This window comes from Cyanobium sp. ULC082 (assembly GCF_977927535.1).
In genome coordinates this window covers 298,386-311,257 of record NZ_OZ376398.1, presented here as the reverse complement: position 1 = coordinate 311,257, position 12,872 = coordinate 298,386, and the positions used below count along the sequence as shown (strand labels likewise).

Below are 12,872 nucleotides of genomic sequence, written 5' to 3'. Positions count from 1 at the left end.
GGCCTCTGCCGGTTCCCGGCATGCCCAAACAGGGGGGTCACTCTTTCCAGCGGACGTTTGTTGAGGTATTCCAAGCCTCCGCTGAGCATTCCTGATCAACTCCAGCAGTTACGAGATCGCGGGCTGGTGGTGCAGTCGGAGCAGGTGGCACTCAACGCGCTCAGTCTGATCGGTTATTACCGGTTGAGCGCTTACTGGTTGTTCTTTGAGGAGCCTCCTGCTGCAGGGGAGACCAGAAGCCACCGCTTCAAACCTGGCTCAGGCTTTGACCAGGTCATTGAGCTCTACAACAAGGATCGTCTCATTGGCTGTTGGTGATCGATGCGATTGAGCGGATCGAAATTGCCGCCAGATCGGCATGGGTTCAGGAGATGAGCATCAAGCATGGTCCCCACTGCTACATCAACCCTCAGCTTTTCAAGCCTGATTTCAACCATGAAGTGCAGCTTGAGCAGTTGCGTGGCCAGCTGCAGCAAAGCAACGAAACTTTCGTAATTCATTACCGTCAGACTTATTCAGAGCCCGACCTCCCCCCTGTCTGGGCGATGACTGAACTGATCTCCCTCGGACCCTTGCGAGCTTGGATCGCTGCAACAGAGCCGGAGATCAAGTCCAACGTGGCCAGATCGCTCGGGATACCATCCGCCCAGGTTCTGAATGGCGTTTTGCACTCCTTGAATCTGCTGCGAAACATCAGTGCCCATCACGGCAGGCTCTGGAACCGACTGATTGTGAAGAGGCTCCCGAAAATCAAGAAGTACCAGCACCACTTCGTTATGGAGGATGCCGATGGAGAGGGGGTGCAGCCAACAAAGAAGCTGTACAACTATCTCGCCGTAATGGCAATCATCGTCCGAAAAGTCGCCCCTCTCAGCACGTGGCCCATGCGGATATCGGCTGTCATCTCCGACATGCCGACCGAGCAGCAGCAAGACATGGGTTGCCCGGTTGACTGGGAGAAGCAAGAGCTTTGGATCTGAGCGAGCCGCTGGATCCAGGTATCCACATCTCAGTAGTCCTCAGGAAACAGCACAGTGGTGACCGGCCCACCGCCTTCGCCGTGCAGGTCTTCCGTGATCACCCAGATGGTGCCGTGCGCCGCGGTGTCGTAGCTGGAGAAGAGGCGGCCTTCAGCATGGGAGTGGTCTGAATCGTTGGCTGCTCTGTCCCCAGCGTCAAGATCCCCCCAGTCGCGGGCGGCGTGACAATCGAGCAGGCCGATGATCACCGCATGGGGCACGACTGAGGCGACAGCGGCAGTGGCCACAACGCGGCCGAGGGAATGACGCATGAGAAGGGGCGGGGCTGCAGCAAAGGACCGGCGGCCCACTGGCACAGGTGGGAGTCTGATCGGCTCAGCCGGGCTGGCAGTCCGGCTGGCTGGAAGCCGGGACATGGTGCTGGACGAGAAAGGCCTCGATCCAGTCTTGGTGCCGCTTCTGCAGGATTCGATCGGCGATGGAGGTGGCCTCCTCCGGCACCTGAAACCGCTTGCGGAAGGCCTTGGTGAATCCCTCCAGCACCGGCCGAGGCAGACCGCGCAGGGTGCCGAGGACCTGACGGATGACGGACTGGTCCAGTGGCGTCAGGCCGGCGTCGTCGCGGGCGCTTGAGACTGCGGACGAGGGGCTGCGATGGATTGATCGCGTGACGTTGCCGGCAGGACTCTGACCGGTGCTCTCCCCTGGCGAGCGCGTCACCTCCCGTTGCTGCTTGTCATAGAGGGCCAGCCCGAATGGATTGCCAAAGGTCATCAGCGCACGCTTCATGGCGTCGGTTTCGGCTTCCTTGAGAGCCGATTCATGGGCCTGGCCCAGGTCGGTGTCGATGCCGTGGCCGGCACCGCTCCCCTCGCGGATCACCGTTGATTGGGCGGTGCCGCCAACGGTGATGCGCACCCTCGCGGTGTAGGTGACGCCCCAGCCGGGCCTGGCCTCACGGCCGATGGTTCGCTCGGCCTGGTTCACGCAGCGGACGGAGGTGGTTTCCCGCTGCCATCCATCGAACCCGAAGATGCGGTTGGCCTCGGCGATCACCTGCCACCCCTCCAGGTAGCTGACGTTGGTGCGGCCCTGCTCGCGCTGGCGCACCTTGGCTCGATCGAGGGGGGCGGAGAGAGAGGCGATCTGCTCGGTGGAGAAAGTGCAGGTCATGGCTTCGAGGGGGGGGTAGTGGGAAGTGGAACCGGAATCAGTGGGCTGAGGTTTCGGGTAGCAGTGGCTCGATCAGCACCCAGCAGGGCGGCTCGCTGCAGTGGATGTGCTGGGGTGATGGCCGGCGGCCGGGCTTGCGGGTGATCGGCACCACCCAGCTGCTCAGCCGTGTGGACCAGATGTGGCCCCTGGGCCGCGGGGACGTGGGTGTGGTGATGGCCGTGGCGCTGTCGTAGGTGGAGAGATCCATGGGTGCTGGCGTGGTGGAGATTTCGACTGGATGCCTGATCTGGGCCTGCTCCTGCAGCAGACCCGTATGAACGGGGGGCTCTGCCCCCTGACCCCTCAGTGGATGCGCCAGGAGCGGCGGGAGTGGAGTAGGGCGCCGGGGATCTGGTGACCGGCTTTGAGGGCTTCTTTGATGGCGGCCTTATCCGGTCTGCTGGTGGTGGTGAAGGTCAGCCACTCGGGATCGAGGGCCTGCTCGTCCTCGATCTCGATCGTCTGGGACTTGCGGCTGCTCAGCTCGTGATTGGGGAAGGAGAAGCGGGTGGCCGAGGGCTGCAGGCGGGTGAGGACCAGGACGAGGGATTCCTCCAGGGCATCAGCCCTGGAGGAATCGGAGCGGGACAGATCGGTGAGCCGCTTGGCCTGCTGCTGGCGGTAGGCGGCCTGGCCCCGCAGGTGCTCGATCACCCAGCAGGTGGCGTCGGCCTTGGCCGCTAGGGACTGCTTGTTGCCCTCCTCGGCCAGCAGAGCAGCCTCCAGCTGGGCGAGGGCCTGGGCGCGGGTGTCGTCGTCATCGGCCTCCAGCTGCTCGGCGAACCGGCCGATGGCGGTGGTGAGCTCCTGGGCCTCGATACCCAGCTGCCAGAGGGAACCAGAACGCTGCAGGGTGCAGGCGGGGCCGGCGGCCTCTGGAGCTGCTACCGCTCGGGCAGTGGAGACATCGGAGGGGATGGGGGTGAGAACAGGCATGACAGTGAGAAGGGGATGGGGAACGAAGGCGCCATCAGGCGCGGAAGGCTTCAGGAGCGGGTGCAACCGGCGGGCTTGGCCCAGAGCCCGGCGGATGGGCTGACTTCCACCACGGCGATCGGCACCGGGGAGCGGGAGGCCATCCGGCGGGCCTGCTGCACCAAAGAGGCCGTGCCGGGCCCGCCGGGGAAGGCCACCACCAGCACCGAGGTGGAGACACCAGGGGAGGTGTGGGCCACGGCCCGGGCAACGGCCAGCTCGATGAGCTCCCGATTACGGATCGGACCGGCAGCCCGGCCATGGCGCCGCCACTCGGCGGGCATGACCAGCGCCGACCAACCCAGCTGATGGGCAGCGCGGGCAATGGCGGCATCGGCTCCGCGTGCTCCGCCATGGAGCAGCAGATGAACCAGCCGGCCGCCACTGCGGGCCAGCAGCTCAGCAGCCACCCGCTGATCGGGCCAGGCCAGATCCCGGCCGCCGCCGGCCGCGATCACCAGCGAAAAGGAGGAGGCCAGAGGCGGCCTTGGAAATAAACAAAGATCCATGGATTCAGTTGCCGAAGGTGACAACTGATCGGGGCATCACAGCCGCTCACCAATACGCAATAGTGATGGCGAGACCAGGGGATGAGGTTGCCGCAGGCGATGGGCTCGGGGCCTTTGGCGTAGCCTTTATTCTACCAGTACAAGCGCACTATGAGTCGAGTAACTTGGCTGTGCTGCAATCGATCTGGGGAGGGGTGAGCGATCTGAGCCCACCGCAGATGAGCAAGAAGAAAGAGCAGCGAATCGAGCCCAGAATGACCACTGGCCACGCAGCCGCGTGAGGAATCCTGGGCGAGCACCCTGGCCACTGAATAGACCCATGCGCCCGGCCACCGCAGGCGCGGGAGTGGGGCCCTGCCCGCCATATCCCATCACCGGCCCCGGAGCGGCGGGCGGCGGCGGCTGGCCGATGCACGCCACGGCGCAGCCGTGGCACGCTCAAAGACGGCCGCTGCCGACCGGAGCCCTGCGGCGCCTGCTGATTGGCTGGTAAGACAAGGCCGGAATCGATCCACTTGGCCGAACTTGGTCGCTACTCGTCGCCAATGGGCGTCAGTCTGTGACCACATTTAGGCAAATCACTAGGCAAGAGGTGCCCAGACCCCCTGCGGCGTCTATGGCCCAGGCGGTTTCCTAAACCGTAGGTCGTGGGTTCGAGTCCCGCCAGCCCCGTAGCCGTTGCCCCGCTCAGCCTGATGTTCGGCCCTTGGCGCTGCTGGCGCTGATCCGGCGTCTCAGCCGGCGGCTCCAACCGAATGCAACTGCAGCGCCAAGGGCAGGCAAGGGGGCCGGCACCGCGGCGGGATCCACCTGCGCAAGGGTTCCGACGATGAAATCATCGAAGGCGAGATCATCTGTGGCAGCGGTGGTTTGAAAGCTGACACTGCTGATCTGCTTGGTTGGATCGAATTCGATCGCTCCGAAGAAAAAGACCGAGCCCGATGTGCTGCCACCTGACCCCGGCGTGACGGGGGGGAGGAGAGTAGTGGTTGTGCTGTCAGAGCGCGTCAGAACAAGGCTGAGGATGGCGCCGAAATCGCCGAAATCAGAGGCGTAGAAACCGAAGGCGGCAATGGGAGTGGAAAAGTTGACAACAAAATTGCTGTCACCACCTGCCCTGGCTCCCCAGAACCTGGTCGGTGAAGTGCCGAATTGGCCGTTGGTTGTTCCCTGACCGCCATTTGCGCTCAATGGAACATCACGAATTTGGCCATTGCCTCCGGAAAGGGTGGCCTGAACCTGCGTATAGGTAAGAACCAGGCCTCCTTGTGGAGGGGCTCCGGTTGAGAAAGATGAAAAATTCTCATTTTCAACGACCAGCAGTGCATTGGAGAAGTTGCCTCTTGCGGCCGCTGCATTCGGGAAACTGGCCAGCCGCGGAACCTGGTTGTTCGGAGCGTTGGGGCCTGCACTGGCTGCAGGATTGATGTCTTCCCCGAAGAAGGTTTGAAAAACAGCCTTGGCGTCGCCGGCTGGGCAGAGCGTGATCGCCGAAACCGCCAGACCAGCAGCCAGCCGGCCAAGCTGGCCTGTCCTTGAATCACATGAATCTTTTTTGTAGCAAGAATTTCCCCTGCAGCAAGAAAGCAAATTCCTTGACAGATGTATCAATCCCAATTGCCCAATCCTTTTCACTAAATTTTAGCAATCCGCCCCCCGCTGATTGGACTTCTGCTCAAACATTCAGGAGCTCTTCACCCTCATCTCAGGGTCTGCCGGCCTGGCGGACTGCCTTCGGCTGGCCCTGGGTCCAGACAGCCTTGAGCACCGGGCGGATCTACCCCCGGGCTGGCTGCGGATCCTGGATTCATGACACTGGAGGGGGTGTCGTGTGCACCACCTGTAGCGCCCTGCAAAATGCAGTCACCGCGCCTAGTGTGAGTCGAGTCGTCCCCGTCCGATGACCCAGCTTCACGATCTGCGGCTGAGATTGCTGGTCCAACAGGAAAGCGAGCGCATCGCCCGCAGTCAGCCCGCCGAACTGGATCTCTCCGTGGTTCAGGCCCGTTGCCTCTGCTGGCTGGCGCTGCTCTCGGAAGCCCACGAAGACCAGGCCGGGGAAGCCGAGCGCCACGGCGACATGGAGCAGGCGATGGGCTGGTTCGCCGATTCGATGCGGCTGCGGGATGTGATCCAGGTGGTGAGCTCGATCGAGATTCCCCTGCCCGCCGCCCAGGAGGAAAGCCCGGTCGGCCTGGAGGATGGAGATGGTGACGGTGAGCCCTTTTCCGGAGTGGCCTGACCATCAGGCCTGGCCCGCAATGCCATGATGGGTACCAGAAGGAAAAAGGGAGCTCGGTGCCAGAAGAGGCCTGCCAATGCCCTGATTGTCAGCGTTTTTATCGGGAACACGACCGATTGATCCGCGAACACGCCACCCTGCGCCAGCAGCAGGAGCTCAACTGGGCTGCGCTGCAGTCGTTTCGCACCCTGGCTGGCAGGGTTCTGGAGGAACTGCAGAAGGAGCACGGCGAGGAGGAGGCCGACAGCTCCACGCCCAGAACCAGCCACGAGAGCAGTGCTCAGGCTCCCGGTGGTGGTGTTTCAGCCACGGCCCCCGGAGCCGGCGCCGATGCGGGCGAGGCGGACTCCATGCAGCAGGCGATCGGCGATCTGGAGAACATCAACGCCCATCTGTTCTCGATCGAAGCCTTGATGGAGCGCATCTTCGACGTGCGGGTGCCTGAGGAGGTCGAGAAGAAGTTCCGCGAAGTCGCCGGTGAGCTGGCCCCCGATCCCCTCAATGCGGATCGGCTGCGGCTCAATCGCCTCCTCCATCAGACCCCCGATCTGCCCGATCGCGGCTAGCCCGCCGGCAGAGCCGGGCAATCATCTTTTCCTCCTCGGCGGGAATCTGAACCAGTTGTACGGGCTGGAGCCAGGCCAGGCGCTCGTTGAGATCGTCCAGGAGCCTGCGGTCGTTCTGGCCGATGCCACCGCTGAGGGCGATCACCTCCACTCCCCCCAGGCTGGCGGCCATCGCGCCGATCGCCAGCAGGAGGCGATGCAGAAACACCTCCAGGGCCAGGCCGGCCCCGGCATGGCCGGCAGCTGCGGCCTGCCGCAGCTCGCGCATGTCGCCACTCAGGCCCGACAGGCCAAGCAGGCCGCTGCCCTGCTGCAGGTCCCGCTCCAGCTGATCCACTCCCAGGCCGTGGCGCAGTTGATGCAGCAGCAGACCAGGGTCCACCGAGCCACTGCGGCTGGCCATCACCAGGCCCTCCAGGGGGGTGTAGCCCATCGTGGTGTCGATGCTCCGGCCATCCCGGATCGCCGCCAGCGAACAGCCGGCCCCCAGATGGCAACTGATCAGCCGCAGGCTGGGGGGATGCCCCTGCTGGGCCATCACCACCTCACTGATGTGTTGATGGTTGAGCCCGTGGAAGCCGAAACGGCGCAGGCCGCCGGCCCGCCAGCTGGCCGGAATCGCGTAGGTGTAGGCCGCTTCCGGCAGGCTGCTGTGGAAGCCGGTGTCGAAGCAGGCCCACTGGGGCAGGGCAGGGAAGGCACGACCCAGCCAGCGAATCACCGCCAGGGCGGCGGCGTTGTGGAGTGGGGCCAGCGGCACCAGGGCTTCCAGCTCACCTTCCAGCTCCGGGGTGATCGGGGTGGGGGCGACGAAGCGCTCGCCGCCGTGGACCACCCGGTGGCCCACCAGGGTGATCTGATCCAGCCAGGGAGCCAGGGCCCGGGGCAGCCAGCCTCCGAGCGCCCCCGCCGGCCCGGCGCTCTGGCCCCCGCTGGCCCAGTTGGTTTGCTCCTGCCAGACCCGCTCGCCATCGCGGTCGATCAGGCAGGCCTTGAGGCTGGAGCTACCCACGTTGAGCACCAGCGCCAGCTCCGGGGTCATGGTGCGCTCAGCTGCCGCTGTGGTCCCGGTCTTCGTAGGCGCAGCTGATCGTGACCGGGAACGGCTCGGCCTTCCAGATCCGGCTGGCGTACTCACGTATCGAGCGATCGGAGGAGAAGAAGCCGCTGCGGGCGGTGTTGAGCAGCGACATGCGGTTCCACTGATGACGGTTGCCCCAGGCGGCGCTCACATCGGCCTGGGCACGCAGGTAGTCGCTGAAGTCGGCCAGCACGAAGAACGGATCGCGGCCGGTGAGGTTCTCCAGCAGCGGCTTGAACAGATCGCCGTCGCCGTTGCTGAAGTGGCCCTGCTCCACCAGCCTGAGCACCTCTGGCAGCTCCGGAACGCTGGTGGCGAGTTCCCAGGGGCAATAGCCCCCAGCGGCGAGGGCATCGATCTGGGCGGCCGTCTTGCCGAACAGAAAGAAGTTCTCCTCTCCCACCCGCTCCCGGATCTCCACGTTGGCGCCATCAAGGGTGCCGATCGTGAGTGAGCCGTTCATGGCGAACTTCATGTTGCCGGTGCCGGAAGCCTCCTTGCCGGCGGTGGAGATCTGTTCGGAGAGATCGGAGGCCGGATAGACCCGCTCGCCCAGCTTCACGTTGTAGTCGGCCAGGAAAACCACCCGCAGTCGCCCGGCCATGTCGGGGTCGGAATTCACCGTCTCGGCGATGCCGTTGATGAAACGGATGATCAGCTTGGCCAGGTAATAGCCCGGTGCCGCCTTGCCGCCGAAGATCACCGTGCGCGGCGCCAGGCCATCGGCCAGGCCGTTCTTGATGCGCAGATAGTGGGCGATCACCTGGAGGGCATTGAGGTGCTGGCGCTTGTACTCATGGATGCGCTTCACCTGCACATCGAACAGCGAGGACGGGTCCACCAGCAGGCCGTTGCAGCGGTGGATGTACTGGGCCAGGTCGGTCTTGACGGCCAGCTTGGTGGCGCCCCAGCGCTCCAGGAAGGCGCTGTCGCCGGCGAAGGATTCGAGCCGCTGAAGTTCGGAGAGATCGCGGACCCACTCCTGGCCGATCGCTTCATCGAGCAGGTTGCGCAGCCGCGGGTTGGCCAGGGCAATCCAGCGCCTCGGCGTCACCCCGTTGGTGACATTGGTGAACTTCTCTGGCCAGAGGGCGGCATACTCCGGAAAGAGCTGGGTGCGCACCAGTTCGCTGTGCAGGGCCGCCACCCCATTGACATGGTGGGAGCCCACCGTGGCCAGGTTGGCCATCCGCACCGCCTTGCCGCCGGTTTCATCGATGATCGAAACGGTCCTGAGCAACTGGTCGTTGCCGGGGTGCTTCAGGCGCACCTGCTGGAGGAAGCGGGCATTGATCTCGTAGATCAATTCGAGATGGCGGGGCAGCAGGCTGCCGAACAGATCAAGGCCCCATTTCTCCAGGGCTTCCGGTAACAGCGTGTGGTTGGTGTAGGCGAGGGAGCTGCTGGTGATCGCCCAGGCCTGCTCCCATTCGAGCTGCTTCTCATCGATCAGCAGCCGCATCAGCTCCGCCACGGCGATGGATGGGTGGGTGTCGTTGAGCTGCACGGCCCAGTGCAGGGGGAAATCGCTCACCGGCAGGCCGCGCAGCTCCAGGCTGCGCAGCATGTCCTGCAGGCTGCAGCTCACGAAGAAGTGCTGCTGCTTGAGCCTCAGCCGGCGCCCTTCATCGGTGCCGTCATTGGGGTAGAGCACCTTGGAGAGATTCTCCATGCTCACCTTCTCCTGCACAGCCCCGTAGTAATCCCCGACGTTGAAGGCGTAGAAGTCGAAGCTTTCCGTGGCTTCGGCCCGCCAGAGCCTCAGCCGGTCACAGGTGTTGACCCGGTAGCCGAGCACCGGCACGTCGTGGGGAATGCCGATCGCCTGCTCGCCATGGATCCAGCGCACCCGGTTCTGGCCCTTGTCATCGCGATACTTCTCGGTGTGGCCGCCGAAGCCCACATAGCAGGCCTGGTCGGGGTGGGGCAGCTCCCAGGGCCAGCCACCCTTGAGCCACTTGTCGGTGATCTCCACCTGCCAGCCATCGCGGATCAGCTGGTCGAAGATGCCGAACTCATAACGGATCCCGTAGCCGGTGGCGGGGATCTCCAGGCTGGCCAGCGACTCCAGATAGCAGGCCGCCAGACGGCCGAGTCCGCCGTTGCCCAGCCCGGGTTCCTCTTCCACATCGAGGATTTCATCCAGCGTGCCGATCCCGAACCGCTCCAGGGCCTCGGCCGCTTCGGCCTGGATGCCGAGCATCAGCAGGTTGTTGCCCAGCTGCGGACCGATCAGGAACTCGGCGGAGAGGTAGGCCACCACCCGGGTGGGTGTGGCGCTGATCGCTTCGATCCCGGCCAGATAACGGGTGATCAGCCGGTCGCGCACGGCGAAGCTGAGCGCCAGATACAGGTCGTGGCGGTTGGCGGTGGGGGCGAGCTTGCCGAGCGTGTAAAAGAGGTGCTCGGCCATGCCGTCGAACACCCCGTCGGCGGTGAGTCCGCTCCGCTCCGGGTCGTCCTGGCAGCCCGGAGTGGGAAGCCTCAGCTGGCTGAGTACGGGGTTGGTCATGGCAGCGGCAGCAGGGGAGGGGAGAAGCGAAACGGGAAGGCCTGATCAGGCCGCGTCAGGCCGGATCGGGTCCAGGGCTCAGACCCCAGCGCCAATCGGTGACCTCGGGTGAATCCATCCCGTGGATGTGGGCATAGGCGCGGTGCCCGAGGATCTCCTCCTTCATCCGTTCCTTGACGTGGGCAGCGCGGGATCCCAGGGTCGGGACCCGGTCGATCACATCGATCACCAGGTTGAAACGATCGATCTGGTTGTTCATCGCCAGCTCCAGGGGCGTGTTGATGTTGCCCTTTTCCTTGTAACCGCGCACATGGATGTTGGCATGGTTCGTGCGGCGGTAAGCCAGACGGTGGATCAGCCAGGGATAGCCGTGGAAGTTGAAGATCACCGGCTTGTCTGTTGTGAAGAGGCTGTCGAAATCGCGATCGGAGAGCCCATGCGGATGCTCGCTCGGCTCGCAGAGAGCAAACAGCTTGACCACGTTCAGCGCCCGGATCCTGAGGGTGGGGATCTCACGGTTGAGGATCTCCACGGCTGCGAGCACTTCCTTGGTGGGAATGTCGCCGGCGCAGGCCATCACCACATCCGGTTCATCCGGTTGATCGGCGCGGTCGTCGTTGCTGGCCCAGCTCCAGAGGCCGATCCCCTTGGCCACGTGCCGACGGGCCTGCTCGATTGAAAGGTATTGAAGATGCTTCTGCTTATCGGAAACGATGATGTTGCACACGTTCGTTTCCAGGAACGCCTCCTCGGCCACCGCCAGCAGACAGTTCGCGTCGGCCGGCATGTAGACCCGCACCACCTCACCGCTCTTGTTGCCGGCCAGGTCGATGAAGCCGGGGTCCTGGTGGGTGAAGCCGTTGTGATCCTGCCGCCAGACAGTGGAGGAGATCAGGCAGTTCCAGGGGGCGATCGGAGCTCGCCAGGGGGCGTGGTGGATGCACGATTCCAGCCACTTGGCGTGCTGGTTGAACATCGAGGCGATCACGTGGGCGAAGGCCTCGTAGGTGTGGAAGAAGCCGTGGCGGCCGGTGAGCAGGTAGCCCTCCATCATCCCCACCAGGGTGTGTTCGGAGAGCATCTCCACGACCCGGCCTTCGCGGGCCAGTTCACTGCCGTTGAGATCTTCCGGGAGGAACTCCTCCATCCAGACCTTCTTGCTCACCTCGTAGATGGCCTGCAGCCGGTTGGAGGCGGTTTCATCCGGCCCGAACACCCGCATCGAATCGGGATTGCTGGCGATGGTGTCGCGCAACAGGGCGCCGAGGGGAGCGGTGTTCTCGGCTTCCACCTGCCCTGGAGCTTCGATCGCCACGGCGTAATCGACGATCGGGGGCAGGCGCAGCTTGCGGCGCAGCAGGCCACCGTTGCCGTGGGGGCTTGAGCCCATCCGCCTCGAACCGAGCGGAGAGAGCGCCTTCAGGTGGGGCAACAGGGTGCCCTCCGGGCTGAACAGCTCCGTGGGCCGGTAGCTCAGCAGCCACTCTTCCAGCATGGCCAGCTGCTGGCTGTCGTGCTTGGGGTTGGGCAGCGGCACCTGGTGGGAGCGCCAGAAGCCCTCCAGCTTTTTGCCGTTGAGCTGTTTCGGACCGGTCCAGCCCTTCGGTGAGCGCAGCACGATCATCGGCCAGGCGGGTCGAACGGCTTCGCCGCTGCTGCGGGTCTGGGCGCGGATGGCCAGGATCTGGTCGGCGGCCGCATCCATCGCCGCCGCCATGGCCCGGTGCATGGCCTCGGGCTCGTGGCCCTCCACAAACAGCGGATTCCAGCCGTTGCCCCGCATCAGCTGCTCGAGTTCCTGATGGCTGATCCTGGCCAGCAGGGTGGGATTGGCGATCTTGTAGCCATTGAGGTGGAGCACCGGCAGCACGGCGCCGTCGGAGATCGGGTTGAGGAACTTGTTGATGTGCCAGGAGGTGGCCAGCGGGCCGGTTTCGGCTTCGCCATCGCCGACACAGGCAACGGCGATCAAGTCTGGGTTGTCGAAGACGGCTCCACAGGCATGGGAGAGCACGTAGCCGAGTTCTCCGCCTTCATGGATCGAGCCGGGGGTTTCCGGAGTGCAGTGGCTGCCGATGTGACCGGGAAAGGAGAATTGCTTGAAGAACCGCTGCAGTCCTTCGAGATCCTCTGATTTGTCTGGATAGATCTCGCTGTAGCTGCCATCGAGATAGGTGGGGCCGAGCACCCCGGGGGCGCCGTGGCCTGGGCCCGACAGGTAGATCATCTCCAGGTCCCGCTGACGGATCAGCCGGTTGGAATGGGCCCAGATGAAGGCCTGCCCAGGGCTGGAGCCCCAGTGCCCCAGCAGCCGGTTCTTGATGTGTTCGGCGGCCAGGGGCTCCCGCAGCAAGGGATTGTCCTGGAGATAAATCATCCCGACCGCCAGATAATTGGCGGCCCGCCACCAGGCATCCAGCAGCTGAATCTCTTCGGTGCTGATCGGCTCGGAGTTGCCCAGAGGCAACCCGCCGGTGGCTGAGATGTCCGTCTGCGCAGCGGTGGCGGGCATGGTTGTCATGGGGAATTAGGGCTGAATGGAACAGTTCGCAAATAATCAAGAGCCAGGGGGCAGGCCGTTGATCAGCTCAGCAAGAAATCCAGCTTTTTTGCACCGTAGGAAGCTCCAACTGCCAGAGATGCCTTCTGCAATACATCAGCGAAGACCCTTGTCGGCGCGGAATCGGCTGGGATGTGGGTTTGCTGATCGATGCCAGGGGGCGGCCGATCCGGTCCGTCGATCGCTTGGGCAGGGACGGTCGGTGTGGCGGCAAAGGCTTTAAGGTCGCCTG

The 12,872-nt window shown here is 64.2% G+C and carries 13 protein-coding genes; 4 read left to right on the top strand and 9 right to left on the bottom strand.

From position 1 onward, the window contains the following. Nucleotides 1-126 precede the first annotated feature (126 nt). Nucleotides 127-318 carry an Abi family protein gene (locus tag ACXMDY_RS10995; protein WP_457767618.1) on the top strand — a complete coding sequence of 64 codons (192 nt, stop codon included), beginning with the start codon at nucleotides 127-129 and terminating at the stop codon, nucleotides 316-318. Continuing rightward, nucleotides 315-980: an Abi family protein gene (locus tag ACXMDY_RS10990; protein ID WP_259702473.1), complete on the top strand. Its 666-nt coding sequence runs from the start codon at nucleotides 315-317 to the stop codon at nucleotides 978-980. Before ACXMDY_RS10995 ends, ACXMDY_RS10990 begins: the two co-directional genes overlap by 4 nt. Nucleotides 981-1,009: 29 nt before the next feature. On the opposite strand, the gene ACXMDY_RS10985 is transcribed toward ACXMDY_RS10990, so the two are convergent. The 6 genes from ACXMDY_RS10985 to ACXMDY_RS10960 form a co-directional block, all read right to left on the bottom strand. Beyond that, entirely contained in the window at nucleotides 1,010-1,291 is a 282-nt protein-coding gene (locus ACXMDY_RS10985) for a hypothetical protein (protein ID WP_259702443.1), read from the bottom strand. A gap of 64 nt (nucleotides 1,292-1,355) precedes the next feature. Then, nucleotides 1,356-2,153: an RAD52 family DNA repair protein gene (locus tag ACXMDY_RS10980; RefSeq protein ID WP_259702444.1), complete on the bottom strand. Its 798-nt coding sequence runs from the start codon at nucleotides 2,151-2,153 to the stop codon at nucleotides 1,356-1,358. A 37-nt stretch (nucleotides 2,154-2,190) separates the two neighbouring features. Continuing rightward, nucleotides 2,191-2,403 carry a hypothetical protein gene (locus ACXMDY_RS10975; protein WP_259702445.1) on the bottom strand — a complete coding sequence of 71 codons (213 nt, stop codon included), beginning with the start codon at nucleotides 2,401-2,403 and terminating at the stop codon, nucleotides 2,191-2,193. A gap of 95 nt (nucleotides 2,404-2,498) precedes the next feature. Next, the gene (locus tag ACXMDY_RS10970; RefSeq protein ID WP_259702446.1) at nucleotides 2,499-3,131 is read right to left on the bottom strand and encodes a siphovirus Gp157 family protein; all 633 of its coding nucleotides are present in this window, start codon (nucleotides 3,129-3,131) and stop codon (nucleotides 2,499-2,501) included. Nucleotides 3,132-3,181: 50 nt separating this feature from the next. After that, complete coding sequence (locus ACXMDY_RS10965) at nucleotides 3,182-3,679, bottom strand: SLOG family protein (RefSeq protein ID WP_259702447.1); 498 nt, start codon at nucleotides 3,677-3,679, stop codon at nucleotides 3,182-3,184. A gap of 687 nt (nucleotides 3,680-4,366) precedes the next feature. After that, on the bottom strand, nucleotides 4,367-5,269 hold the full coding sequence (locus ACXMDY_RS10960; protein WP_457767617.1) for a hypothetical protein: 903 nt from the start codon (nucleotides 5,267-5,269) through the stop codon (nucleotides 4,367-4,369). 310 nt (nucleotides 5,270-5,579) lie between these two features. On the opposite strand from ACXMDY_RS10960, the gene ACXMDY_RS10955 reads away from it, so the two are divergent. Further along, nucleotides 5,580-5,921: a hypothetical protein gene (locus ACXMDY_RS10955; RefSeq protein ID WP_259702449.1), complete on the top strand. Its 342-nt coding sequence runs from the start codon at nucleotides 5,580-5,582 to the stop codon at nucleotides 5,919-5,921. A gap of 56 nt (nucleotides 5,922-5,977) precedes the next feature. Further along, nucleotides 5,978-6,487 carry a hypothetical protein gene (locus tag ACXMDY_RS10950; protein WP_259702450.1) on the top strand — a complete coding sequence of 170 codons (510 nt, stop codon included), beginning with the start codon at nucleotides 5,978-5,980 and terminating at the stop codon, nucleotides 6,485-6,487. Here the strand turns inward: ACXMDY_RS10950 and ACXMDY_RS10945 are convergent. The 3 genes from ACXMDY_RS10945 to ACXMDY_RS10935 are packed head-to-tail and all read right to left on the bottom strand — an operon-like array spanning nucleotide 6,441 to nucleotide 12,601. Further along, complete coding sequence (locus tag ACXMDY_RS10945; protein WP_259702451.1) at nucleotides 6,441-7,529, bottom strand: acetate/propionate family kinase; 1,089 nt, start codon at nucleotides 7,527-7,529, stop codon at nucleotides 6,441-6,443. The genes ACXMDY_RS10950 and ACXMDY_RS10945 overlap by 47 nt on opposite strands. A gap of 7 nt (nucleotides 7,530-7,536) precedes the next feature. Continuing rightward, nucleotides 7,537-10,080, bottom strand: coding sequence for a glycogen/starch/alpha-glucan phosphorylase (locus tag ACXMDY_RS10940; protein WP_259702452.1), 2,544 nt, complete (start codon nucleotides 10,078-10,080; stop codon nucleotides 7,537-7,539). Nucleotides 10,081-10,135: 55 nt separating this feature from the next. After that, nucleotides 10,136-12,601 carry a phosphoketolase gene (locus ACXMDY_RS10935; protein WP_399244198.1) on the bottom strand — a complete coding sequence of 822 codons (2,466 nt, stop codon included), beginning with the start codon at nucleotides 12,599-12,601 and terminating at the stop codon, nucleotides 10,136-10,138. Nucleotides 12,602-12,872: the final 271 nt, after the last annotated feature.